General features: G+C 73.0%; 22 protein-coding genes and 1 riboswitch. Of the genes, 7 read left to right on the forward strand and 15 right to left on the reverse strand.

Features of this window, described 5'->3' with window-relative positions:
- Positions 1-27: 27 nt before the first annotated feature.
- Positions 28-486 (forward strand): DUF3093 domain-containing protein, encoded by a 459-nt coding sequence (locus N7925_RS07295; RefSeq protein WP_274343404.1) that lies wholly within the window; start codon positions 28-30, stop codon positions 484-486.
- Between the two features lie 59 nt (positions 487-545).
- On the opposite strand, the gene N7925_RS07300 is transcribed toward N7925_RS07295, so the two are convergent.
- From N7925_RS07300 to N7925_RS07315, 4 genes are all read right to left on the reverse strand, one after another.
- The gene (locus N7925_RS07300; protein ID WP_274343405.1) at positions 546-1,508 is read right to left on the reverse strand and encodes a hypothetical protein; all 963 of its coding nucleotides are present in this window, start codon (positions 1,506-1,508) and stop codon (positions 546-548) included.
- 13 nt (positions 1,509-1,521) lie between these two features.
- Positions 1,522-1,818: a DUF4193 domain-containing protein gene (locus tag N7925_RS07305; protein ID WP_003965732.1), complete on the reverse strand. Its 297-nt coding sequence runs from the start codon at positions 1,816-1,818 to the stop codon at positions 1,522-1,524.
- Between the two features lie 409 nt (positions 1,819-2,227).
- Positions 2,228-3,472, reverse strand: a complete 1,245-nt coding sequence (locus N7925_RS07310) for a sensor histidine kinase (protein WP_265598891.1) — start codon at positions 3,470-3,472, stop codon at positions 2,228-2,230.
- 5 nt (positions 3,473-3,477) lie between these two features.
- Positions 3,478-4,131, reverse strand: a complete 654-nt coding sequence (locus N7925_RS07315) for a response regulator transcription factor (RefSeq protein ID WP_265598892.1) — start codon at positions 4,129-4,131, stop codon at positions 3,478-3,480.
- A gap of 384 nt (positions 4,132-4,515) precedes the next feature.
- On the opposite strand from N7925_RS07315, the gene N7925_RS07320 reads away from it, so the two are divergent.
- Entirely contained in the window at positions 4,516-4,689 is a 174-nt protein-coding gene (locus N7925_RS07320) for a hypothetical protein (RefSeq protein ID WP_265598893.1), read from the forward strand.
- 104 nt (positions 4,690-4,793) lie between these two features.
- Here the strand turns inward: N7925_RS07320 and N7925_RS07325 are convergent, their stop codons facing one another.
- Together N7925_RS07325 and N7925_RS07330 are read right to left on the reverse strand one after the other, a co-directional pair.
- Positions 4,794-5,594 (reverse strand): inositol monophosphatase family protein, encoded by an 801-nt coding sequence (locus N7925_RS07325; protein WP_265598894.1) that lies wholly within the window; start codon positions 5,592-5,594, stop codon positions 4,794-4,796.
- A gap of 45 nt (positions 5,595-5,639) precedes the next feature.
- Positions 5,640-6,767, reverse strand: coding sequence for a ferrochelatase (locus tag N7925_RS07330; RefSeq protein ID WP_265598895.1), 1,128 nt, complete (start codon positions 6,765-6,767; stop codon positions 5,640-5,642).
- Between the two features lie 217 nt (positions 6,768-6,984).
- Here N7925_RS07330 and N7925_RS07335 point away from each other — a divergent pair, with 217 nt between their 5' ends.
- Both N7925_RS07335 and N7925_RS07340 read left to right on the forward strand, forming a co-directional pair.
- On the forward strand, positions 6,985-8,232 hold the full coding sequence (locus tag N7925_RS07335; RefSeq protein WP_274343406.1) for an MFS transporter: 1,248 nt from the start codon (positions 6,985-6,987) through the stop codon (positions 8,230-8,232).
- Positions 8,189-9,511 carry a D-arabinono-1,4-lactone oxidase gene (locus tag N7925_RS07340; RefSeq protein ID WP_274343407.1) on the forward strand — a complete coding sequence of 441 codons (1,323 nt, stop codon included), beginning with the start codon at positions 8,189-8,191 and terminating at the stop codon, positions 9,509-9,511. The genes N7925_RS07335 and N7925_RS07340 overlap by 44 nt, the downstream gene beginning before the upstream one ends.
- Before the next feature lie 91 nt (positions 9,512-9,602).
- Here the strand turns inward: N7925_RS07340 and N7925_RS07345 are convergent, their stop codons facing one another.
- A complete protein-coding gene (locus N7925_RS07345) occupies positions 9,603-10,688 on the reverse strand; it encodes a hypothetical protein (protein ID WP_265598898.1) in 1,086 nt (361 codons plus the stop codon).
- Between the two features lie 575 nt (positions 10,689-11,263).
- Between N7925_RS07345 and sepH the strand changes: the two genes are divergently transcribed.
- Positions 11,264-12,358: a septation protein SepH gene (gene sepH / locus N7925_RS07350; RefSeq protein ID WP_265598899.1), complete on the forward strand. Its 1,095-nt coding sequence runs from the start codon at positions 11,264-11,266 to the stop codon at positions 12,356-12,358.
- Positions 12,359-12,466: 108 nt separating this feature from the next.
- On the opposite strand, the gene N7925_RS07355 is transcribed toward sepH, so the two are convergent.
- Entirely contained in the window at positions 12,467-13,297 is an 831-nt protein-coding gene (locus tag N7925_RS07355; RefSeq protein ID WP_274343408.1) for a sulfurtransferase, read from the reverse strand.
- 233 nt (positions 13,298-13,530) lie between these two features.
- Between N7925_RS07355 and N7925_RS07360 the strand changes: the two genes are divergently transcribed.
- Positions 13,531-14,331 (forward strand): VOC family protein, encoded by an 801-nt coding sequence (locus tag N7925_RS07360; RefSeq protein WP_265598901.1) that lies wholly within the window; start codon positions 13,531-13,533, stop codon positions 14,329-14,331.
- Between the two features lie 7 nt (positions 14,332-14,338).
- On the opposite strand, the gene N7925_RS07365 is transcribed toward N7925_RS07360, so the two are convergent.
- From N7925_RS07365 to N7925_RS07380, 4 genes are all read right to left on the reverse strand, one after another.
- Positions 14,339-14,992: a thymidine kinase gene (locus N7925_RS07365; protein WP_265598902.1), complete on the reverse strand. Its 654-nt coding sequence runs from the start codon at positions 14,990-14,992 to the stop codon at positions 14,339-14,341.
- 46 nt (positions 14,993-15,038) lie between these two features.
- Positions 15,039-16,226, reverse strand: a complete 1,188-nt coding sequence (locus tag N7925_RS07370) for an alkaline phosphatase family protein (RefSeq protein ID WP_018957069.1) — start codon at positions 16,224-16,226, stop codon at positions 15,039-15,041.
- The gene (locus N7925_RS07375; protein ID WP_265598903.1) at positions 16,226-16,822 is read right to left on the reverse strand and encodes a DUF5998 family protein; all 597 of its coding nucleotides are present in this window, start codon (positions 16,820-16,822) and stop codon (positions 16,226-16,228) included. Before N7925_RS07375 ends, N7925_RS07370 begins: the two co-directional genes overlap by 1 nt.
- Before the next feature lie 86 nt (positions 16,823-16,908).
- Entirely contained in the window at positions 16,909-19,872 is a 2,964-nt protein-coding gene (locus N7925_RS07380) for a bifunctional acetate--CoA ligase family protein/GNAT family N-acetyltransferase (RefSeq protein WP_274343409.1), read from the reverse strand.
- Between the two features lie 172 nt (positions 19,873-20,044).
- On the opposite strand from N7925_RS07380, the gene N7925_RS07385 reads away from it, so the two are divergent.
- Positions 20,045-20,326 carry an HPr family phosphocarrier protein gene (locus N7925_RS07385; RefSeq protein WP_018957072.1) on the forward strand — a complete coding sequence of 94 codons (282 nt, stop codon included), beginning with the start codon at positions 20,045-20,047 and terminating at the stop codon, positions 20,324-20,326.
- A gap of 169 nt (positions 20,327-20,495) precedes the next feature.
- On the opposite strand, the gene N7925_RS07390 is transcribed toward N7925_RS07385, so the two are convergent.
- The 3 genes from N7925_RS07390 to N7925_RS07400 form a co-directional block, all read right to left on the reverse strand.
- A complete protein-coding gene (locus N7925_RS07390) occupies positions 20,496-21,203 on the reverse strand; it encodes a GntR family transcriptional regulator (RefSeq protein WP_274343410.1) in 708 nt (235 codons plus the stop codon).
- Between the two features lie 176 nt (positions 21,204-21,379).
- On the reverse strand, positions 21,380-22,195 hold the full coding sequence (locus N7925_RS07395; RefSeq protein WP_274343411.1) for a M23 family metallopeptidase: 816 nt from the start codon (positions 22,193-22,195) through the stop codon (positions 21,380-21,382).
- A 13-nt stretch (positions 22,196-22,208) separates the two neighbouring features.
- A riboswitch (cyclic di-AMP (ydaO/yuaA leader) is annotated at positions 22,209-22,376 on the reverse strand.
- A gap of 222 nt (positions 22,377-22,598) precedes the next feature.
- Complete coding sequence (locus N7925_RS07400; RefSeq protein ID WP_265598906.1) at positions 22,599-23,969, reverse strand: M16 family metallopeptidase; 1,371 nt, start codon at positions 23,967-23,969, stop codon at positions 22,599-22,601.
- Between the last annotated feature and the right edge of the window lie 8 nt (positions 23,970-23,977).

Below are 23,977 nucleotides of genomic sequence, written 5' to 3' on the forward strand. Positions count from 1 at the left end.
CGGTCGCGCCGTGCCAAGCTTGGTTCCATGCAGCCTTCCGCACCGCCCTTCGACGAACGTCTCACCGCGCCCCGCTCCTGGTGGTTCATCGCCTTCGGGGTCGGTGTCGCCTGTGCTCTGATGCTTCTGCCGCTGGGCACCCTGCCGCTGCTCGCCGGTCTGGCCGGCGGCACGGTCGCCGCCGCGCTCCTGGTGAGCGGCTACGGCTCCGCCCGGATCCGGGTGGTGACGGGGGCCCTCGTCGCCGGCGACGCCCGGATCCCGCTGTCGGCGCTCGGCGAGCCCGAGGTGCTGGACGCCGATGAGGCGCGGGCCTGGCGCACGCACAAGGCCGACGCCCGGGCGTTCATGCTGCTGCGCGGCTATGTGGAGACGGCGGTGCGGGTGGAGGTCACGGACCCGGACGACCCGACTCCGTACGTCTACCTCTCGACCCGGGACCCGCAGGGCTTGGCGGCGGCGCTGAGCGCCGTCCCGACGGTCTGAGCGCCGTTCCGAGGGCCTGAGCGCCGCGGAGGCTGTGCCGCGAGGGTCCCGACGGGGGCTCAGGGGCCCTCGATCTCCTTGGGCAGCTCGGCCGGGTTCGGGGGCTGCTCCAGCGGAGGCAGCGCGGGCAGCCGGTCCCAGGGGATCGGGTCCTTGCGCAGGTCGCTCCTGACCCGGTCGGCGAGTTTGCGGGTGTCGCGGCGGTTCATCGTGGCGCCGACGGCGGCGCCGATCATGAACGGGATCAGGTTGGGCAGGTTGCGCGCCATACGCTTCATGATCTGCTGGCGCAGCTCGCGCTTCATCTGACCGCCTAGCGCGGCGTTGAGCGTGGTGGGGCGGGTGACGTCGATGCCGCGCTCCTCCGTCCACGACGTCAGGTACGCGGTGCTGCGCTGGCCGAGATTGCCGGGGGGTCGGCGGCCGTAGACCTCGTGGAGCTCGGCGACGAGCTTCATCTCGATCGCGGCGACGCCGGTCACCTCCGCCGCCAGCTCGGCGACCATGGCGGGCGGCACGGGCATCATGGCGGCGGCCCCGATGCCGGCGCCGACGGTCGCGGTGGCCCGGCAGGCTCCCGTGACCAGCTTGTCGGCCAGCTCCTCGGGCCCCAGACCGGGGAACTGCTTCCGCAGGGTCGCGAGGTCGCGCACCGGCACGCGCGGGGCCGTGTCGATGATGCGGTCGGCCAGCTGTGCGGCCAGTGCCTTCGCGCCGTCCCGGCCCTTCCTCACACCCCGTTTCACCGCGTGCAGGCGGCCCCCGGTCGTGGGCTCCGCCTGACCCTGCTCTCCGGGCCGGTCCGGCGACGCTGCCGCCCCGGCCACCTCGAGCGAGGCCGAACGGCCTCGCTCGTCGTCGAAACTGCCGGAGTGCTCCGGCAGGGCGGCGGACCGCTCGGCAGACGCGCTACCGCGTTCTGCCGGGCCTGTGCCGCCTGTACCGCCTGTACCGTCCTGGTTCGCCTCCGGTCCGTGCCGACGCCAGGGGCGCCGCTTCCGGAACGGTGTCTCGCCTGCCACGGCCGACCCGACCTCAGTCGCAGTCGCGGCAGATGGGCTGACCGTTCTTCTCGCGGGCCAGCTGGCTGCGGTGGTGGACCAGGAAGCAGCTCATGCAGGTGAACTCATCGGCCTGCTTGGGCAGCACCCGGACGGCCAGCTCTTCGTTGGAGAGGTCCGCGCCGGGCAGCTCGAGGCCCTCGGCCGCGTCGAATTCGTCGACGTCGACGGCGGATGCCGTCTTGTCGCTCCGACGTGCCTTGAGCTCTTCGAGGCTGTCCTGGTCCACGTCGTCGTCGGTCTTGCGTGGGGTGTCGTAATCCGTTGCCATGTCGCTCTCCCCCTCTTGGGTGTCTACGGGTGTCTCAGCGCACGTAACGCGTGAGAGGCCGGACTTGTGCCCGACCTGAGGCGGAGATTTTGCCTCACATCAAGGTCTGTTACTCAATCGACACCCAACCGGGCGCCTCGTCGAGGCTCGGCTTGGGTGGCGATGGGGACCGTACACGGTCCCGGCTGCGCGGTTCACGGGCGCCACCCCGTGTACTTCCCGTGATAACGATCCCCGAAAACCCGGACGATTACCGGCTTTCCGACGGAGTCGCGATCACGGAGAGTAGATGACCGGAAAATCGACTCTGTGATCGATCACACACGACCCGCCCGGGAACGGGTCCTGAAAATTCCGCCCAAAGCGAACATGGGGATTCGGTGCAGAGCCACATCCATCGTGCAGCCTCTCAGACCGGCAGAGTGACGCGCATCACGAGACCACCGCCCTCGCGGGGCTCCGCGATGATACGGCCTCCGTGGGCCCGCGCGACGGACCGGGCGATCGACAGGCCGAGTCCGACCCCCTTGTCGCTGCCCGTGCGCTCCGTACGCAGCCGCCTGAAGGGCTCGAAGAGGTTGTCGATCTCGTAGGCCGGGACCACCGGTCCTGTGTTCGAGACGACGAGCAGGGCCTGCCCGTCCCGGGTTTCGGTGGTGACCTCCACCCAGCCGTCCTCGGGCACGTTGTAGCGCACGGCGTTCTGCAGGAGGTTCAGCGCGATCCGCTCCAGCAGGACGCCGTTGCCCTGGACGACCGCCGTGGCCCGCTCGCCGCGGATCACGACCTTCTTCGTCACCGCCTCCGACCGGGCCTGGTCGATGGCGCGCTCGGCGACCTCCGCGAGGTCGACCGGCTTGCGCTCGATGATCTGGTTGTCGCTGCGGGCCAGCAGCAGCAGCCCCTCGACCAGCTGCTCGCTGCGCTCGTTGGTGGCCAGGAGGGTCTTGCCCAGCTGCTGGAGCTCCGGAGGAGCCTCGGGGTCGGAGAGATGGACCTCCAGCAGGGTGCGGTTGATCGCCAGCGGGGTGCGCAGCTCGTGCGAGGCGTTGCCGACGAACCGCTGCTGCGCGGTGAAGGCCCGCTCCAGCCGGTCCAGCATGTCGTCGAAGGTGTCCGCCAGCTCCTTCAGCTCGTCGTCCGGACCGTCCAGCTCGATCCGACGGGTGAGGTCGGTCCCGGCCACCCGGCGCGCGGTCCGGGTGATCCGGCCGAGCGGGGACAGCACGCGCCCGGCCATGGCGTAGCCGAAGGCGAAGGCGATGACGCTGAGGCCGACCAGGGCGAGCAGCGAACGGTTGAGCAGGGTGTCCAGCGCGTGTTTGCGCTGGGACTCGTTGCACGCCTTGAGCGCGGCGTTCGCCTCGTCCGCCGAGAGGCCCGGCGTGAGGGCGGGGCAGGCGTTGTTGGTGAGCTGGATCTTACTTTCGGGCAGCAGCTTGAACGGCAGATCCGTGCCCACGTGCAGCGCCTGCGCGGCCAGCATGTAGATGATCGACAGCAGCACGATGCCCGCGATCAGGAACATCCCGCCGTACAGCAGCGTGAGCCGTATCCGGATGGTCGGGCGCAGCCAGGGGTACGGGGGCTCCTGCTGCTTGGGCTCCCAGGTGGGCTTCGGAGGCGCCGCGGGGAGCCCGGGGGTGGGGGCCATGGTCCTCAGATCCGGTATCCGGAGCCCGGCACGGTGACGATGACGGGCGGTTCGCCGAGCTTGCGGCGGAGCGTCATGACCGTGACCCGCACCACGTTGGTGAAGGGGTCGGTGTTCTCGTCCCAGGCCTTCTCCAGCAGCTGTTCCGCCGAGACGACCGCGCCCTCGCTGCGCATGAGGACCTCCAGCACCGCGAACTCCTTCGGGGCGAGCTGGATCTCCACCTCGTCACGGAAGACCTCGCGGCGGTTCGGGTCGAGCTTGATGCCGGCGCGCTCCAGGACGGGCGGCAGCGCCACCGTCGTACGGCGGCCCAGCGCGCGCACCCGGGCGGTCAGCTCGCTGAAGGCGAACGGCTTGGGCAGATAGTCGTCGGCGCCCAGCTCCAGGCCCTCGACCCGGTCGCTGACGTCGCCGGACGCGGTGAGCATGAGCACCCGGGTGGGCATGCCGAGCTCGACGATCCTGCGGCAGACGTCGTCCCCGTGCACGACCGGGAGGTCCCGGTCCAGCACGACGACGTCGTAGTCGTTGACCCCGATGCGCTCCAGGGCCCCGGCACCGTCGTAGACGACGTCGACGGCCATGGCCTCCCGGCGCAGTCCGGTGGCCACCGCATCGGCGAGCAGCTGCTCGTCCTCGACGACGAGTACGCGCACGGCGCAGTCCTTCCTTCGGTCCTTCGATGGGTTCACAGAGCCGGCGGCCCACGCGGGGCCCGCCCGGACACGGGCAGCAATGGCCGACTGTGCGCCTACATCCTGCCCGCAACACGCATAAACCGGCGGTAAGGCGGCGGTGGGCCAGCCCTCCCGGCGGCTGCCCGCCGGGAAACGGGCGGATTTCCGGGCCAGTTGAGGTTTCTCCGAACCATGGCGCGGGGAAGAGGGGTTCACACCCGCGATCACGCCTGTCACGTGGCATGCCACTGCTCGCTCCGTTTCCCCGGAGCGGCGGCGCGATCACCCGCTCCTCCGGCCCCTCGGGCCGGGGGGATCCCGGGCACACCCCCGTGCCACCGACCCACGATGAGGGGGCGCATCATGGACGCTTTCACCGCAGGTCTGCTGCATCGCATCAAGACGACCGAGACCGTCCTCACCCGGGCGCGCGAGGACGGCGACGACTTCCTCGCGGACGTCGAGCAGGGCGAGCTGGACGATCTGCGCCGTCTCGCCGCCGAGCACGGCGTGGAGATCGGCGCCACCAGCGTCTGAGCCGTACGCCACGGGGCCCCGGACACCGTCATGGTGGTCCGGGGCCCCTTGGCGTGTGCGACGGCCTCACGCCCCTCGTCAGGGCCTTCCCCGGCGGAACCCCGTCAGTCGTGCCAGGCGCCCAGCTCGTCGAGTGCGGCCTGCAGCGGCTCGAAGACGCCCGGGGTGGCGGCCACCGTCAGGTCGCCGTCGGCGGGCAGCCCAGGGCGACCGCCGGTCAGCGCCCCCGCCTCCCGGGCGATGAGGTCGCCCGCCGCCAGGTCCCAGGGGTGCAGCCCGCGCTCGTAGTAGCCGTCCAGCCGGCCCGCCGCCACATCGCAGAGGTCGACGGCCGCCGAGCCGCTGCGCCGGATGTCCCGGAGCCGGGGGATCAGCTGCCGGGCGATGTCCGCCTGGTGGGCGCGGACGTGTCCGACGTAGTTGAAACCGGTCGAGACGAGCGCCTGGTCCAGCGGCGGGGCGGGCCGGCAGCGCAGGGCCTCGCCGTTCGCGAACGCACCGCCGCCGAGGACCGCCCGGTAGGTCTCCCGGCGCATCGGGGCCTCGACGACGCCCACGACCCGCTCTCCGTCGCGCTCGGCGGCGATGGAGACCGCCCAGGTGGGCAGGCCGTACAGGTAGTTCACCGTGCCGTCGAGCGGGTCGATGACCCAGCGGATGCCGGTGCTGCCCGGGGAGCTGGCCCCCTCCTCGCCGAGGAAGCCGTCGTCGGGGCGGAAGTCGGAGAGGTAACCGGTGATCAGCTTCTCGGCGGCGATGTCCATCTCGGTGACCACGTCGATGGGGCTGGACTTGGTCGCGGCCACCCCCAGGTCGGCCGGGCGGCCGTCGCGCAGCAGGGCTCCGGCGCGGCGGGCGGCCTCGAGGGCGAGGTCGAGCAGTTCGGACAGTGCGGGGTCGGTCACGGCGCTCCCAAGGGTTCGGTGCGTAGGGGCAGGCGGTGCTACGGGCTACGCGTACGGGCTGTCGGCCCCGGCGGCGGCGGGTTTCGGGGTCCTCGCGGGGCAGCAGCCGACCGGGCAGAGGTCGTGGGAGGGCCCCAGGGACCCCAGCGCGCAGCGCTCCACCGCCCGGCCGCGCTCGGTCGCTGCGCGCTCCAGGACCAGGTCCCGTACGGCGGCGGCGAAGCGCGGGTCGTCGCCCACCGTGGCGGACCGGCGGACCGGCAGGCCGATCTCGGCGGCCTTCGCGGTGGCCTCGGTGTCGAGGTCGTACAGGACCTCCATGTGGTCGGAGACGAAGCCGATGGGCGCCATCACGACCGCGGGGACGCCCTCGGCGCCCAGGCTCTCCAGGTGGTCGCAGATGTCGGGCTCCAGCCACGGGATGTGCGGGGCGCCGCTGCGGGACTGGTAGACGAGCTGCCACGGGTACGCGATCCCGGTCTCCTCGCGCACCGCCTCGATGATCAGCCGGGCCACGTCGAGGTGCTCGGCGACGTACGCGCCGCCCTCGCCGTGCGCCTCGGCCGGGCCCGAGGCGTCGGCGGCGGAGGTCGGGATGGAGTGGGTGGTGAACGCGATGTGCGCGCCCGCGCGGACGTCCTCGGGGAGGTCGGCGAGCGAGGCGAGGACGCCGTCCGCCATGGGCGTCACGAAGCCGGGGTGGTTGAAGTAGTGCCGCAGCTTGTCGACCCGGGGCACGGGCAGCCCCTCGGCCTCCAGGGCGGCCAGCGACTCGGCGAGGTTCTCGCGGTACTGGCGGCAGCCGGAGTAGGAGGCGTAGGCGCTGGTGGCGAGGACGGCGATCCGGCGGTGCCCGTCGGCGGTCATCTCCCGCAGGACGTCGGTCAGATACGGGGCCCAGTTGCGGTTGCCCCAGTAGACCGGGAGCTCCAGGCCGTGCTCGGCGAAGTCCTCGCGCAGCGCGTCGAGCAGGGCGCGGTTCTGCGCGTTGATCGGGCTGACCCCCCCGAACAGGAAGTAGTGCTGGCCGACCTCCTTGAGGCGTTCCTCGGGGATGCCGCGGCCGCGGGTCACGTTCGCCAGGAACGGGACCACGTCGTCCGGGCCCTCGGGGCCGCCGAAGGAGAGCAGCAGCAGGGCGTCGTAGGGAGCGGGATCGCGCAGATCGGACATGGCATCGATCCTGCCACTCGCCTCCGACAGGGCGGCAAGCGACATCCGACACCCCGTCGGAAAGACCGGAAAGACCGGGAAGGCCGGGTATCCCGGCGGCCGGGCAGGTGCGCCGCTCCCCCGGGCCGCCGCCCGGAATCCGGTGTCCGGGACGTCCCGCCCGGCCGTAAGCTGTATCGGCCAGCTATACGCCTGACAGGCACGACCGGAGTTCCCCTTGCCCAGCCCCTACCGCGCCATCTTCTCCGCCCCCGGTTCGAGGGAATTCTCCGCCGCAGGCTTCTTCGGCCGGATGCCCTTGTCCATGATGGGCATCGGCGTCGTGACGATGATCTCCCAGCTCACCGGCGGCTACGGGCTGGCCGGGGCGCTCTCCGCGACCCTGGCGATGTCGGCGGCGGTCTGCGGCCCCCAGGTCTCCCGGCTGGTCGACCGCTACGGGCAGCGCCGGGTGCTCCGCCCGGTCACGCTGGTCGCGGTGGCGGCGGTGGCGGGCCTGTTGATCTGCGCCCAGCAGGGGGCGCCGGAGTGGACGCTGTTCGTCTTCTCGGTGGGCGCGGGCTGCGTGCCGAGCGTGGGGTCGATGGTCCGCTCCCGCTGGGCGGAGATCTACCGGGGCTCCAGCCGGGATCTGCACACCGCGTACGCGTGGGAGTCGATTGTCGACGAGGTGTGCTTCATCTTCGGCCCGATCATCTCCATCGGTCTCTCCACCGCCTGGTTCCCGGAGGCGGGGCCGCTGATCGCCGCCGCCTTCCTGCTGGTCGGCGTCTTCTGGCTGACCGCGCAGCGGGCGACCGAGCCGGTGCCGCACCCGAAGTCACAGCAGACCGGGGGCTCGGCGCTGCGCTCGCGGGGACTCCAGGTCCTGGTGGCCACCTTCGTGGCGACGGGCGCGATCTTCGGGGGCGTGGACGTGGTGACCGTGGCCTTCGCCGAGGAGCGCGGCCACAAGGCCGCGGCCTCGCTGGTACTGGCCGTCTACGCGCTCGGCTCGTGTCTCGCGGGGGCTGTGTTCGGACTGCTGCACGTGAAGGGGAACCCCGGGACCAGATGGCTGGTGGGTGTCTGCGCGATGGCCGTGAGTATGATCCCCCTCCTACTGGCCGGGAACCTTCCGTTGCTGGCCGTGGCGCTCTTTGTCGCGGGCCTCGCCATCGCACCGACGATGGTCACCACCATGGCCCTCGTCGAAGCGCACGTACCGCGCACCAAGCTGACCGAGGGCATGACCTGGACCAGTACCGGGCTCGCGGTCGGAGTGGCGCTCGGCTCCTCGGCCGCCGGCTGGGTGGTCGACGCCGCCGGGGCGAAGGCGGGGTACGCGGTGCCCGTCGTGGCGGGAGCGCTCGCGGCGGCGGTGGCGGTCCTGGGATATCGCCGGCTGGCCGGGCCGGCTGCGACGGGAGGGCGCGGGGAAGATGACCGACACCTACGCACGGACGACGACGAGCGCGTGGCGTAACTGGGCGGGCACCGTCACCGCCCGGCCCGCCCGCACCGAGTCCCCCGCGTCCGTGGACGAGCTCGCGGACGTGCTGCGCCGGGCGGGCGCCGAGGGCCTGCGGGTGAAGCCGGTCGGCGCGGGCCACTCCTTCACGGCGGCGGCCGCCACGGACGGGGTGCTGATACGCCCGGACCTGCTGACCGGGATCCGGGACATCGACCGCACCACGATGACCGTGACGGCGGAGGCGGGCACTCCGCTCAGGCGGCTCAACACCGCACTCGCCCGCGAGGGCCTGTCGCTCACGAACATGGGCGACATCATGGAGCAGACGATCGCCGGGGCGACCTCCACCGGTACGCACGGCACGGGCCGGGACTCGGCGTCGATAGCGGCGCAGATCCGCGCGCTGGAGCTGGTCACCGCCGACGGCACGGTCCTGGTCTGCTCGGAGCGGGAGAACCCGGAGATCTTCGCGGCGGCCCGGATCGGGCTCGGCGCCCTCGGGGTGATCACCGCGGTCACCCTCGCCGTGGAGCCGATCTTCCTGCTGACGGCCCGTGAGGAGCCGATGACGTTCGATAGGGTCACCGCGGAGTTCGATGCCCTGGTCGCAGAGAACGAGCACTTCGAGTTCTACTGGTTCCCGCACACCGGGAACTGCACCACCAAGCGCAACAACCGCAGCGCCGGACCGGCCGCCCCGCCCGGGAGGGTGAGGAGCTGGATCGACGACGAGCTGCTGTCCAACGGGGTCTTCCAGGTCGCCTGTTCGCTCGGCCGCGCGGTCCCGGCGACGATCCCCCCGATAGCCAGGCTCTCCAGCCGGGCGCTGTCGGCGCGGACGTACACCGACATCCCGTACAAGGTGTTCACCAGCCCGCGCCGCGTGCGGTTCGTGGAGATGGAGTACGCCGTTCCGCGTGAACGGGCGGTGGCGGCGCTGCGGGAGCTGAAGGCCATGGTCGAACGGTCACCGCTGAAGATCAGCTTCCCGGTCGAGGTGCGCACCGCTCCGGCCGACGACATGGCCCTGTCGACCGCATCGGGCCGGGACAGCGCGTACATCGCGGTGCACCTCTACAAGGGCACGCCCCACCGGTCGTACTTCACCGCGGTCGAGCGGATCATGACCGCGCACGCCGGCCGGCCGCACTGGGGCAAGATCCACACCCGCGACGCGGCCTACTTGGCGGGGGTCTACCCGCGCTTCGGCGAGTTCACCGCCCTGCGCGACCGGCTGGACCCGGACCGGCTGTTCGGCAACGACTACCTGCGGCGCGTGCTCGGCGACTGAGTTCCCGAGGCCTCCCGTACGCCGTCGGCCCCGGCCCTCTCCCTTGCGGAGGTGGCCGGGGCCGCTGTGCTGTGCGCGGTACGCCGGTGGGTCACTCGGCGTCGGCGCCGGGCGGGGCCTGCTCGCCCTGCCCCGGGGCGACGCCCGTGCCGGTCGAGGGCGCGCCCCCTCCGATGTCGCCGGAGGGCGTCGGGGTGGGCGGCGCCGGGTCGGGCGCGGTCCCGCCGCCGGTCTCGGAGGGGGTCGGCGTGGGGGTGGACCCGGTGCCCGGGTCCTCGCCGCCCGTGCCCGTGCCGGGGTCGGGGCTCTCACTGGTGCCGTCGCCCGGGTCCGTGGCGGGGGCGGAGCCGGTGCCACCGTCGGGGGTCGGCCGCTGCTCGTCCCCCTCCCCGTCCCGGCCGGTGTCCCCGGAGGGCGTGGGGTCGGCGGGTCCGGGGTCCCGGTCGTCGCCGCCGCCGCGCACGACGGAGCTGAGGGTGGTGCCCTGGCCGCCGCTGAGGTCGTTGCCCGAGATCATCTCGAACGCGGTGATCCCGGCCATGGAGACGGCGAAGACCGCGGCGGCCGCGAGCGCGGGGCGCTTCCAGCCGCGCAGCCGGGTCCCGTGGGTGACGCCCTCGCCGAACGCGTCGTCGGGGACGACCTGGTGCGCTCCGGCCGGGGGAACCATCTGCGTACCGTCGCCGGCCCGCGGAAGCAGCCGCGTACGGTCGGCCCCGGCCTCCGCTCCTGCGCTCGGACCCTGGCCCTGACCCTGGCCCGGCGGAACCCGGAGCATCCGGGTCCGCGCGTCGCCGAGGTCCAGCAACTGGGTCCGGTCCGTGTCGACGGGCTTCAGCGGCCGCGTGCTCTCCGCGTCCGGGATCACCTCCGGGACCGCGCCCGGGTCGACCGTGGGCAGCACCGTGGTGGCGTCCTCGGGCGGCTCCGGCCCGGACCGCCTGGCGGCGCCCCGGTGCCCGGCGGGCGTCGTCTCCTTGGTGTGCACCGTCACCTGGCGGCCCTCCGGGTGGGTCACCTGGACCGTCACCTCGCGGATCTGCTCGCCGGTGCGGCGGAAGAAGTGCTGGAAGACCGAGCCGCCGCAGGTGGCGACGACGCTCATCACGCCCGCTCCCGCGATCGTGCCGTACACACCCAACTGCGAGGCCAGCACCGCCGCCGCGACGGCCGCCACGGCACTCCCGGCGACCTGCGGGAGGCTCAGATCTATGCGCCTCTCCCTGCGTTCTGTGTCACTTTCCGGCGTATGAACCATTACCAGCCCCTGCTTGACATCTCTCCCACCATGCAACAGGAAGGGACAAATGAGCGAAGTGGATAGTTCCGTTTCCGGAGATTGTGTGAAGCACAACACGCGTCAGGGGCATTTCACGGAGAACTGGGTAACTCAACTCCCGCGCCCCACGAGAAGTTCGGCGGCGCGCCGGTCCACCCCGATGGCTCGAATGGAGTACTGTGACGAGCCCTGGGGCGGACTCCGACGTGGGAATCCGCAGCCACCGGAGGGTCCGACGGCACCACTCGAACCGGCGGCGTGAAGGCATCACACGGATGCCTGCTGCACAGAGCGGCCAAATCGGTCGCTTTGGGTCGCAATGGGTAACCGTGTCATGGTGGTGCACCAGCACGAGCGCCCGACACGCCGGGCAACTTGGCAAGGTTGTGGCAGGCTGCATCCGGGCAGGTCACACTCGACTAGCGGAAGCAGCGACGCACGTGACGTCGGCAGGCACCACCCGGGAGGTTCCCATGCCCGAACTGCGTGTCGTGGCCGTCTCCAACGACGGCACACGACTGGTGCTCAAGGCTGCGGACAGCACGGAGTACACGCTTCCGATCGATGAGCGGCTGCGCGCCGCCGTGCGCAACGACCGCGCCCGGCTCGGCCAGATCGAGATCGAGGTGGAGAGCCACCTCCGCCCCCGCGACATCCAGGCCCGCATACGGGCCGGCGCCTCCGCGGAGGAGGTCGCCCAGTTCGCGGGCATCCCCGTCGACCGGGTACGCCGCTTCGAGGGCCCCGTGCTCGCGGAGCGCGCCTTCATGGCCGAACGGGCCCGGAAGACTCCTGTGCGCCGTCCCGGCGAGAACGCCGGCCCTCAACTCGGCGAGGCGGTGCAGGAGCGCCTCCTCCTGCGCGGCGCCGACAAGGAAACCGTCCAGTGGGACTCGTGGCGTCGCGACGACGGCACCTGGGAGGTCCTGCTCGTCTACCGGGTCGCGGGTGAGCCGCACTCGGCGAGCTGGACGTACGACCCGCCCAGGCGGCTGGTCCAGGCCGTGGACGACGAGGCGCGCTCGCTGATCGGCGAGACCGACGACGTCGCCGCGCCCGAGCCCAGCTTCCCGTTCGTTCCCCGGATCGCCCGGCTGCCGCGCGACCGGCCGCTGGACCGGAGCCTGGACCGGCAGATCGACCGCGACCGACCGCTGGACCGGGCCCTCGACCGGCAGATCGAGCGGCCCGCCCCGGCCGCCGCCGAATCCGAGGAGTACGTGAGCACCGCCTCGGCCGGTGAGCGCGACTCGCTGACCAGCCTGCTGGAAGCGGTGCCGAGCTTCCGGGGCGACATGGTCGTCCCCGAGCGGCCCACCCAGCCCGAGCCGCCCGCGCTCGAACCGGCGGAGGAGGCCGAGGCGGACGAGCCGCCGGCCGCCTCGGCAGGCGCCGGGTCCGCGTACGCGGATGTGCTGATGCCCCGGGCGGTGGCCGGTCACCGCGACCGGCTGACCGGGACGACCGACCGTCAGGCGGAGGCGGACGGAGTCCGGCCGGGCCGCCGGGCCGCGGTGCCGAGCTGGGACGAGATCGTCTTCGGCACCCGGCGCAAGAAGCAGGACTGACCGGTCATGACCACCGGTGGGAGCGGGGTCCGTACGCGGTCGCGTACGGACCCCGCTCCCTTTCCGTCTCCCCGGCCCCGGCCGACCGCGCGGCCGGGGCCCGCGGGACTACTGGGGCTCGGGCCCCGTGGCGACCGGCCGGGAGGAGTCCGAGGACCACTCGGACCAGGAGCCGGGGTACAGGACGCCGGTGAAGCCCGCGATCTCCAGGGCCAGCACCTCGTGCGCGCCGGAGACCCCGGACCCGCAGTAGACGCCCACGCCTTCGGGGCTTCCCTCCGCGCCCAGGCCGGCGAACCGCGCGGCGAGCCGCTCGGCCGGCAGGTAGCGCCCGTCCTCGTCGACGTTCTGTGTGGTCGGCGCGGAGACGGCCCCGGGAATGTGGCCGCCGACGCGGTCGATCGGCTCCACATCGCCCCGGTAGCGCTCCGCCGCGCGCGCGTCCAGCAGCAGACCCGAGCGGGCGAAGGCCGCCGCACTTTCCACGTCCAGTGTGGGCAGGGCCCCCGGCTTCGGCCGGAAATCGCCCGCGGCGGGGCGCGGGATTCCGGTGGAGAGGTCGCCCGTCCAGGCGGCGAGGCCACCGTCCAGGACCCGTACGTCCTCGTGCCCCGTCCAGCGCAGCAGCCACCAGGCTCGCGCCGCGGCCCAGCCCAGGCCACCGTCGTACACCACGACCGGCGTGTCCTGGCCGACTCCGGCCCGGCGCATCACGGCCCCGAAGGCCTCCGGGTCCGGGAGGGGGTGGCGGCCGCCGTCACCCGCCGGTGCCGCCAGTTCCGTATCGAGGTCGACGAAGACCGCGCCGGGCAGGTGACCGGCCTCGTAGTCGGGACGGCCGTGCGGACCGCCGAGCTGCCAGCGGACGTCCAGGAGCACCGGCGGTCGCGGCCCGGCCGACTCGCTCGCGCATTCGGATGCGGTAATGATGGGCTTCATGGGTGCCATCCTCGCGCAGCACCACCGGCGCCCGTAACAGCATCGGAAGGGACGGCCGGCGGGAAACCGGCCGTCCTTCGTCGAGAACCCGGACGACGCGGCGCGGCCGGTGCGTCTCCCGCGCCGGGGGGTGCAAGCATCTGCACGGGGCACGCGGACCGCTTCCCGACCCGGGACGGCATACCCGTCCCGTCCCCCGCACGGCCAACCGTACGGTCCGAGGAGAGAAGACGATGACCGAGGCCCACGCCCGGCGCACGCCCGGAACACCTTGCTGGGTGAGTCTGATCGTGCACGGCCTGACCACGACCCAGGAGTTCTACGGGGCCCTGTTCGACTGGGAGTTCCGGCCGGGACCCGAACAACTGGGTCCCTACGTCCGCGGGCTGCTCCACGGGAAGGAGGTCGCGGGCATCGGCCAGCTGCCGCCCGACCGCCACCTCCCGATCGCCTGGACCACCTACCTCGCCACGGACGACGCCGACGCCACCGCGGAGGCCGTCCGCTCCTGCGGCGGGACGGTCGGGGTCGGACCGCTGGACGCGGGCAAGGCGGGGCGGCTCGCCATCGCGTCGGACCCGAGCGGGGCGGTCTTCGGCATCTGGCAGGGCTCGGAGCACATCGGCACCATGACGGCCGGCGTGCCCGGCACCCCGGTCTGGAACGAGCTGGTGACCCGGGAGACCTCGACGGTCGCGAAGTTCTACCAGACGGTCTTCGGCTACGAGACGGAAGCGGTCGTCTCGGCCGACTTCGACTACCAGACCCTGCACCTGGACGACGTTCCGGTGGCGGCGCTGCACGGGGTCGGCCACGCGCTGCCGCGCGACCGGGGACCGCACTGGATGACGTACTTCGAGGTCGCCGACACCGACCGGGCCGCGGCCCGGGTGGTGGAGCTGGGCGGGCGCGTCCTGCAGCCGCCGCGCGAGGGGTTGAGCGGCCGGCTGGCCACGGTCGCGGACCCGGAGGGCGCCGTGTTCACGGTCATCCGGTCCGCCGCCGGGGGCGGGTCGGCGGAAGGTCAGGGGTAGCGGGCGCTCAGGCGTCGGAGGCGACCGGCAGGACGTCCGGGGAGAGGCTGCCCGCGCGGGCCGCGGTCGCGGTCGTGCGGCGGGAGTGGTGACGGCGGCACAGCACCTCGTAACCGACCTCGCCCGCCTGCCGGTTGACGTCGCCGACGACGACCTGGGCGCCCTCGACCACCATCTCCCCGTCCACGGTGCGGGCGTTGTGCGTGGCGCGGGCGCCGCACCAGCAGAGCGCCTCGACCTGGAGGGCCTCTATCCGGTCGGCCAGCTCGATCAGCCGCTGGGAGCCGGGGAACAGCTTGGTGCGGAAGTCCGTGGTGATACCGAAGGCGAAGACGTCGAGCCCCAGGTCGTCGACGACGCGGGCCAGTTGGTCGATCTGCTCCGGGGCGAGGAACTGCGCCTCGTCCACGATCACGTAGTCGACCCGGCCGCCCCGGCTGACCCGGCCGACGATGTGCGCGTACAGGTCCATGCCCTCCTCGGCCTCGACGGCGTCCGTCACCAGGCCGAGCCGGGAGGAGAGCTTGCCCTCCCCCGCGCGGTCGTCCCGGGTGAAGATCACGCCCTGGAGCCCGCGTGCGGAGCGGTTGTGACCGATCTGCAGGGCCAGCGTGCTCTTTCCGCAGTCCATGGTTCCGGAGAAGAACACCAGCTCGGGCATGAGGGGGCAAGCACCTTTCGGAGGAGGGTGGGCATGGCGGGAAGGGTTACGAGCGTACTTCGAGGAGGGGGACGAGCTGTTCCACGGGGGTCAGGGAGCCGTGCACGCCGGCCATCGCCGACTCGTGCGGCTCGTTGACGGAGGCCGTGATGATCACGTCGTCGTGGGCGGCGGCGACCACGTCACCGATCCGGCCGTACACCCGCTCGTCGACCGTCGGCCCGAACCAGCCGGCCGCGATGGCCTCGTCCCGGCTCGCGACCCAGAACTGCTCGCCGAGCACCTCGCGCCAGACGGCCAGGACGTCGGCCTGGGCGCCCGGCACCGCGTAGACGTGGCGGGCGCGCCCCTCGCCGCCGAGGAGGGCGACGCCGGCGCGCAGCTCCCAGTCCTCGTCGAAGTCGATCCGGGACTGCTCGTCGAACGGGATGTCGATCATGCCGTGGTCGGCGGTGATGTAGAGCGCCGAGCGCGGCGGGAGCTGCTCGGCGAGGCGTCGGGCGAGCCCGTCGACGTACATCAGCTGACCGCGCCAGGCGTCCGAGTCGGTGCCGAAGCGGTGGCCCTTGCCGTCGACCTCGCTGTAGTACGTGTAGACGAGCGAGCGGTCGCCGGCGGCCAGGCGCTGGGCGGCGACGTCCATCCGGTCCTCGCCGGAGAGCCGGCCGAGGAAGGAGCCGCCGCTGAGCGCGACCTTGGTGAGGGGGGTCTGCTCGAACGTCGGCGCGGAGACCTGCGCGGTGTGCACGCCCGCGGCGTCGGCGAGCTGGAAGACCGTGGGGTAGGGCTGCCAGACCTTCGGCGCGGTCCACGGCTTCCAGCGGAGCTGGTTCATCAGCTCGCCGGTCTCCGGGTTGCGCGCGGTGTAGCCGGGCAGGCCGTGCTCGCCGGGCGGCAGCCCCGTGCCGACCGAGGCGAGCGAGGTGGCGGTGGTGGAGGGGAAGCCCGCGGTGAGGGGGCGGCCGGTGCCTCCGCGCGAGGTGGGGAGGAGGGAGTGCAGGAAGGGGGCCTCGTCCGGGTGGGCCTTGATCTGCTCCCAGCCGAGGCCGTCGATCAGGAAGACGCAGTTGCGGTCGGCCGGGGTCAGCTCGGGAATCGCGGCCGTGAAGCCGGGCACTTCCTGTCCGGCGGCGAGTGTCGGCAGCAGGTCGGCGAGCGAGCCGCTGCCGTACTCGGGCACGGGCGCGGTGTCGAGGGGCAGCGGGACGGGGTCCTGCCAGGCGGGCTGGGCCATCAGCGGCCGGTCGCCGCGGTGGCGGCCGTGGCCTCGGAGAGCGACTGGGCGAAGGCGAGGGTCTGGCGCACGGCGTCGGGGCCGTCACCGGCCTCGCTGACCCGCAGGCTCAGGTCGTCGGCGGTGGAGCTGCCGGTGTAGCCGTGGTCGGCCTCGCAGTTGGCGTCGCCGCAGGCGGCGGGTTCCAGGTCGATCCGGGAGACCGCGCCCCAGCCGATGGTGAGGACGACCTCGCGGGGCAAGGTGCCCGGGACGTACTTCTCCGGGTTGGCCACGACGCGGCTGACCACGACGGAGGAGATCCGCCCCACCTTCACCGACTCGGTGGAGGTGGTGGCGTACGGCGTCGGGGAGCTGGTGTCCGCGGCCTGCTCGTCGGTGTGGCTGACGATGAACCGGTGCTCGGTCAGGACGAGGACCGTCGCATGGCGGCGCACCTCGTTGGAGTCGAACGTGGTCTCCTGGTGCACCAGGTACGAAGCGACCGGTTCCCCGCCGACGGCGGCCTCCACCGCCTCGGCCACGAGGGCCGGGTAGTAGCCGCTGCGCTCGATCGCCGCGCGCAGCCCCTGGGTCGTCGTACCGGTCTTCGCCATGAGCACCATCTTACGGCGGACCGGTGGCTGCCGGGGACGCCCCGGTGGCCGGCGGCGGTCGGTCCCACCGGCGACGGGGGTGGGTCTCAGTAGTTCGGAAGGCGGCGGGGGCCGAGGTCGCTCCGGGCGGGCGGCGGGGCGAGCCGGACGCTCGCGCCGAGCACCGTCAGTCCGTGCGGTGCGACGACGACCGGTTCGAGGGCGACGGAGACCACCTCGGGGTGGTCGTCGACCAGCCGGGACAGCCGCAGCAGCAGCTCTTCGAGCGCGGCCGTGTCGACCGGGGCCGAACCCCGCCAGCCGAACAGCACCGGGGCCGCCCTGATGGACCGGATCAGCTCGGCGGCGTCGCGGTCGGTGGCGGGGACCAGCCGGTGCGCGGTGTCGCCGAGCAGTTCGGAGGGCGCGCCCGCGAGGCCGAAGGAGAGGACGGCCCCGGCGGCGGCGTCGATGGAGGCGCGGACGACGGTGTCCACGCCGCGCGGGGCCATCGCCTGGACGACGGGGAGCAGTTCGGCGGGCTTGCCGAGGAGATCGTTCAGCTCTCCGTACGCCCGGCGCAGCGCCTCCTCGTCGGCGACGTCGAGGCGGACCCCGCCGAGGTCGGCGCGGTGGCGCAGGTGGGGCGCGGTGGTCTTGAGGGCGACCGGGTAGCCGAGCCGGGCCGCCGCGGCGACTGCCGCCCCGGGGTCCGGGGCGGGCAGGGTGGGGCGGACGGCGATGCCGTAGCGGCCGAGCAGTTCGCGGGCCTCGTCGTGGGTGAGCGGGCGGCCGCGCGGGTCGGGGGCGGTGGCGAGCTGCGCCTCGATCAGGGCGGCGGCCCCGGGCTCGTCGATGGTGTCGTCGAGGAACTCGGGGATCTTGCCGGGCACGGCCGCCTGGCGCCGCCACTGGGCGTACTTCACGGCCTCGGCGAGGGCCCGCACGGCGCGTTCGGCGGCGGGGTAGGCGGGGATGCGGCCGGGGCCGTGGCCCGTGGCGGTCTCCGGGGCGGGGCTCCCGTCCGGGGGGCCGGGGGTGGGGTTCGCTTCCGGGGGGCCGGGGGTGGCCGGGGCGGGGCTTGCCTGCGGGGCGGCGGGCGCGCCCGGGCCCGTGCTCGGGGCGGGGGTGGTCGAGGAGGAGGTGGCCGTCCGGCTCCGGTCGGCGGCGGGCGTCACCGTGCGGGGGCCTGGCGCGGCGGTGCTCGACGCGGCGGCCAGCGCCTCGGCGAGGCCGCCGATCTCGACGTGGACGACGGCCACCGGCTTGGCCGCGCCTCCGGCCACGGCCTTGTGGAGGGCGGTGGCCAGCACCTGTCCGTCACCGGTCTCGGCCTCTCCGTTCTCCCCCACCCACGGGATGGCGGTGACGATCACGGCGTCGCAGGTCCCGTCCGCCAGCGCCTCGGCCAGCGCGTCCCGGAAATCCTGCGGGGAGGCGGCGGTGGTGAGGTCGATCGGCGGGCGTGGGCGCAGCCCCTCGGCCAGGCAGGCGTCGTACGTCAACAGGCCGAGGGACTCGGAGTTGCCGAGGATGGCGACCCGGGGTCCGGCCGGGAGCGGCTGGCCCGCCAGCAGGAGTCCGGCGTCGACCATCTCGGTCACCGTGTCGACCCGGATGACGCCGGCCTGGCGCATCAGCGCGGAGACCGTGGCGTCGGGGATGCGGCTGACCGGGACGGCGTGGCCGGGCGGGGTGGAACCGCTGTGCCGGGCCCCCTTGACCACGACGACGGGCTTCACGGCGGCGGTGCGGCGGGCGAGGCGGGTGAACTTGCGGGGGTTGCCGAGCGATTCGAGGTAGAGCAGGGCGACGTCGGTGTCCGGGTCCTCGAAGGAGTACTGGAGGAAGTCGTTGCCGGAGACGTCGGCCCGGTTGCCCGCCGAGATGAACGAGGACAGGCCCGCGCCGCGCCGGTGGAGGCCGGAGAGCAGGGCGATGCCGATCGCGCCGGACTGGGTGAACAGGCCGATCCGGCCGCGGGCGGGCGACTCGGGGGCGAGCGAGGCGTTCAGCCGGACGGACTCGGCGGTGTTGATGATGCCGAAGGCGTTCGGGCCGATGATCCGCATGCCGTACGAGCGGGCCTGGCGGACCAGCTCGCGCTGGAGTTCACGGCCCTCGGCGCCCCGCTCGGCGTATCCGGCGGAGAGGACGACCAGCCCCTGGACTCCGTGCTCCCCGCAGTCGGCGACGGCCTCGGGGACCCGGTGGGCGGGGACGGCGATGACCGCGAGGTCGATCCGCTCGTCGATCTCGCCGAGCGAGCGGTGGGCGGGGACGTCGTCGAGGGTGGTCAGGCCCTCGTCGAAGGCGCGGTTCACCGCGTAACTACGGCCGGTGTAGCCGGCGGCGAGGAGGTTGCGCAGGACGGTGCGGCCCACCCCGCCGGGGGTGCGGCCGGTGCCGATGACCGCGACGGAGCCGGGGGCGAGCAGACGCTGCACCGAGCGGGCCTCTGCGCGCTGCTCGCGGCCGCGCTGGACGGCGAGGGACTTCTCGGTGGGCTCGAGGTCGAGGGTGAGGTGGACGGAGCCGTCCTCGAAGCTGCGGCGCTGGGTGTAGCCGCCGTCCCGGAACACCTTGATCATCTTGTTGTTGGCGGGGAGCACCTCGGCGGCGAAGCGGCGGATGGAGCGCTCCCGGGCGACGGCGGCGATGTGTTCGAGCAGCGCCGAGGCGACGCCCCGGCCCTGGTGGGCGTCCTGGACGAGGAAGGCGACCTCGGCCTCGTCGGCGGGGGCGGAGGCGGGGCGGCCCTGGTCGTTGATGCGGTCGTAGCGGACCGTTCCGATGAACTCGCCGCCGATCGTGACGGCCAGTCCCACCCGGTCGACGTAGTCGTGATGGGTGAAGCGGTGCACGTCCCGGTCGGATAGGCGCGGATACGGGGCGAAGAACCGGTAGTACTTCGACTCGTCGGACACCTGCTCGTAGAAGCTGACCAGTCGCTCGGCGTCGTCCGTGGTGATCGGTCTGATGCGCGCGGTGCCCCCGTCGCGGAGCACCACGTCCGCTTCCCAGTGGTCGGGGTACGCGTGATGCGGACTCTGCTCCGGCGTGGGCTCCATGGGCAAAGCCTACGGCGGGGACCCCGGTCGCGGAGAGATCGGCGCCCGGGCAGTCTGAGGGGGCCGGACCGGGGCCGCCGGAGCACAGGATCCGGACAGGAGGCCGGGCACAGCACCACGCACTGCATGAGAGACTGGTCTAGACAACCGTTGATATGTGAAGGGCAGAACCATGGCTGAGCGCCGCGTAAACGTCGGTTGGGCCGAGGGCCTGCACGCCCGCCCCGCTTCCATCTTCGTCCGTGCCGCCACGGCTTCCGGCGTCCCCGTGACGATCGCCAAGTCCGACGGCAACCCGGTGAACGCCGCCTCCATGCTCGCCGTGCTCGGTCTGGGCGCGCAGGGCGGCGAGGAGATCGTGCTCGCGTCCGACGCGGACGACGCCGAGGCGGCTCTGGACCGGCTCGCGAAGCTGGTCGCCGAGGGCCTGGAAGAACTTCCCGAGACCGTCTGACCCACGCGACCCGGCCCGGCCGGATTCGACAGGTGCGAGAGCCGTGACCCCTTCGAGGGATCACGGCTCTTTCACTTTCGGGAAAGGGCCGTGCATCGACAATTCGGGAATAATTCGGGCAGCGCAAACAACGCCCCGCAATTACTTCTCTCTGTATACGGCTCTTCTGTTAATGGCGGACGCCCGCGATGTTGACGTCATGTTGCGAAGTGCTCACGCGGGGAACGGGCGCGGTGCGCCGCCCCGGCGACTGCGGGCGGCGCAGCCGGTGGGCCCCGATGGCGCGCTCCGCGTACTGGGCGGTCAGCGCCCTCGCCCGCTCCGCGTCGCCGCGCGCCACCGCGTCCAGTATCGCGCCGCGCTCGGCCCAGGAGTCGACCGGGCGGGCCGGCTGCTCGACCGCGTACATCCAGGCGATCTTGTGGCGGAGCTGGGTGAGCAGGGCGATGAGTCCGGGGCTGCCGGAGGCCTGGGCGAGGGTCTCGTGGAACCAGCCGGCCAGCGAGCGCAGATCCTCGCCCTCGCCCCGGCGGGCCCGCTCCTGGCCCAGCCTGACCAGGCCCCGGAGCACTTTCAGGTGGGCTTCCGTGCGGCGCTGCGCGGCGCGGGCCGCGCCCAGTGGCTCCAGAAGCATCCGCACCTCCAGGAGATCGGCCGCCTCCTGCGCGGTGGGCTCGGCGACGCAGGCGCCCGCATGTCTGCGGGTGACGACGAAGCCCTCGGACTCCAGAGTCCGCAGGGCCTCGCGGACCGGGACGCGGGAGACCCCGTAGCGGCGGGCCAGCAGCTCCTCGGTGAGGCGGCTGCCGCGCTCGTGGACACCGGAGACGATGTCGTCGCGGATTGCCGTGCATACCGAATGCGCGGGAATGCGCATGTCCGAACCTCCGCCTTGATCCCCGCGAAACGCGGCCGCCCGACGTCTGTTCCGTGACTCTATTGCAATCCATCGGAATTTCCGATGGCAGGCCGGAATCCATGGATATCTTCGGGCCGGAATCGCCGAAGGCCCCGGCGGGTGCCGGGGCCTTCGGACGGGGTCGCGCGGGCGGGTCAGACGTTCAGTCCGTGGGAGCGCAGGTAGCCGACGGGGTCCATGTCGGAGCCGTAGTCGGGGCTGGTCCGGGCCTCGAAGTGCAGGTGCGGGCCGGTCGAGTTGCCGGTGGAGCCGGAGAGGCCGATCTGCTGGCCGGAGGAGACGCTCTGGCCGACGGAGACCCCGATCGAGGAGAGGTGGCCGTACTGGGTGTACGTCCCGTCCGTCATCCGGAGCACGATGTTGTTGCCGTACGCGCCGCCCCAGCCGGCCTCGACGACCGTGCCGGCGCCGACGGCGACGACGGAGCTGCCGGAGGCGGCCTGGAAGTCCACGCCGGAGTGGCTGCCGGAGGACCAGAGCGAACCGCCGGCGTTGTAGCCGGTGGTGACGTGGGAGCCGGCGACCGGGAGGTGGAAGGCGTTCAGGCGGGCGCGCTCGGCGGCGCGGGCGGCACGGGCCTTCTCCTCGCGGACCTCCTTGGCGCGGGCCTCGGCCTTGCGCTCGGCCTCCGCCTTCGCCTTGGCCCTTTCGGCCTTCTCGCGGGCCTCCGCGGCGGCCTTGGCCTTCGCCTTCGCGATGGCGTCGGCCTGCTGCTTCTGGGCGTGGGCCTGCGCGTCTATCTGCTCGGCGAGAGTGGCGTCGAGGGCGACGGCCTGGGTGAGGCCGGTGTCGGCGACCTGGGCGGCCTCGGTGTCCGCGGCGAGGGCCGGGGAGGCCAGCGAGCCGAGGACTCCGGTGGTGGCCAGAGCCGCGATGCCGACGGCCTGGGCGCTCCGGCGCGTGAGGCGGCTCGGGGCACGGTGCTTCCCGGTGGCACGGGTGAACGCCATGGAGGGGCTGATCCTTTCCTTCCTTCTCGCCTACCGGGTTAGCTGACGGGTTCGGAGCAGGAAGGTCTCCTACGGATCCCCGCGCCGGGTTCGCGGCACGGGCCTCCGATTCACCCCAGGGACTGCGTGGGTCCCCGGCTCCCCAGGCTCGCGCCTGACGGGGACTCGGCGATGACTGCCCGGCGCCGCGGCTGCGGCATACGGGTGGCGGACAGCCGAGCCGACGCTAGGCGGGGCGACTTCCCATCACCAAACGGACAAGGGGATTTGTCGCACATCCCACAGGGCAGACAGGTAACTTCTTCCCCAAAAGGGATGAAATGGATTAATCGGCCAGAAAGTGAGGACCCCGACGAACGTGCGTTCGTCGGGGTCCTGTTGGCGACGGTGTGCCACCCGTACGTCAGCCGGTGACGACGGACACCTCTCCGATGCCGAGGGCCTTCACGGGCTCCTCGATCCGGGCGGCGTCCCCCACGAGGACCGTGACCAGCCGGTCGACCGGGAAGGCGCTGACCACGGCGGCGGTCGCCTCCACGGTGCCCGTCTCGGCGAGCCGGGCGTAGAGGTGGGCCTGGTAGTCGTCGGGGAGGTGCTGCTCGACCTGGTCGGCCAGCGTGCTCGCGACGGAGGCGGCGGTCTCGAACTTCAGCGGGGCGACGCCCACCAGGTTCTGCACGGCCGTCTCGCGCTCGGCGTCGGTCAGCCCCTCGGCGGCCAGCGTCCGCAGGACCTTCCAGAGGTCGTCCAGCGCCGGCCCGGTGGACTCCGTGTCCACCGAGCCGCTGATCGCGAGCATGGCCGCGCCGCCCGAGTCGGGGCCGCTGGAGCGCAGCACCTGGGCGAAGGCCCGCACTCCGTAGGTGTAGCCCTTCTCCTCGCGCAGCACCCGGTCCAGCCGGGAGGTCAGGGTGCCGCCCAGGCAGTACGTACCGAGCACCTGGGCGGGCCACACGCGCTCGTGCCGGTCGGCGCCGATGCGGCCGATCAGCAGCTGGGTCTGGACCGCGCCGGGGCGGTCCACGATCACGACGCGGCCGGTGTCGTTCGCGGTGATGGGCGGCACCGGGCGGGCCTGGCCGGCGTTGCCCGACCAGTCTCCGAGGGTCTCCGCCAGCAGCGCGTCCAGGTCGATACCGGTCAGGTCGCCGACGATCACGGCCGTCGCGGTGGACGGCCGGACGTGGGCGTCGAAGAAGGCGCGCACGGCCCCCTCGTCGATCCGCCGGACCGTCTCCTCGGTGCCCAGGCGCGGGCGGGACATCCGGGCGGTGGCCGGGAACAGCTCCTTGGAGAGCTGCTTGGCGGCGCGCCGGGAGGGGTTGGCATGCTCGTGCGGGATCTCGTCGAGGCGGTTGCCGACGAGGCGCTCGATCTCGCTCCCGTCGAAGGCCGGGGCCCGCAGCGCCTCGGCGACCAGGCCGAGGGCCTTGGCCAGCCGGGAGACCGGGACCTCCAGGGAGACCCGGACGCCGGGGTGGTCGGCGTGCGCGTCGAGCGTGGCGCCGCAGCGCTCCAGCTCGGCGGCGAACTCCTCGGCGCTGTGCTTGTCGGTGCCCTCCGAGAGCGCCCGCGACATGATCGTGGCCACGCCGTCCAGGCCCTCGGGCTCGGCCTCCAGCGGCGCGTCCAGGAAGATCTCCACCGCGACGACCTGCTGGCCGGGGCGGTGGCAGCGCAGCACGGTCAGCCCGTTGGGCAGGGCGCCGCGCTCGGGCGCCGGGAAGGCCCAGGGGCGGGCCGTGCCGGGCGTGGGCTGCGGGTGGTACTCCATGGCTACTC

Source organism: Streptomyces sp. CA-278952 (assembly GCF_028747205.1).
Lineage (GTDB): Bacteria > Actinomycetota > Actinomycetes > Streptomycetales > Streptomycetaceae > Streptomyces.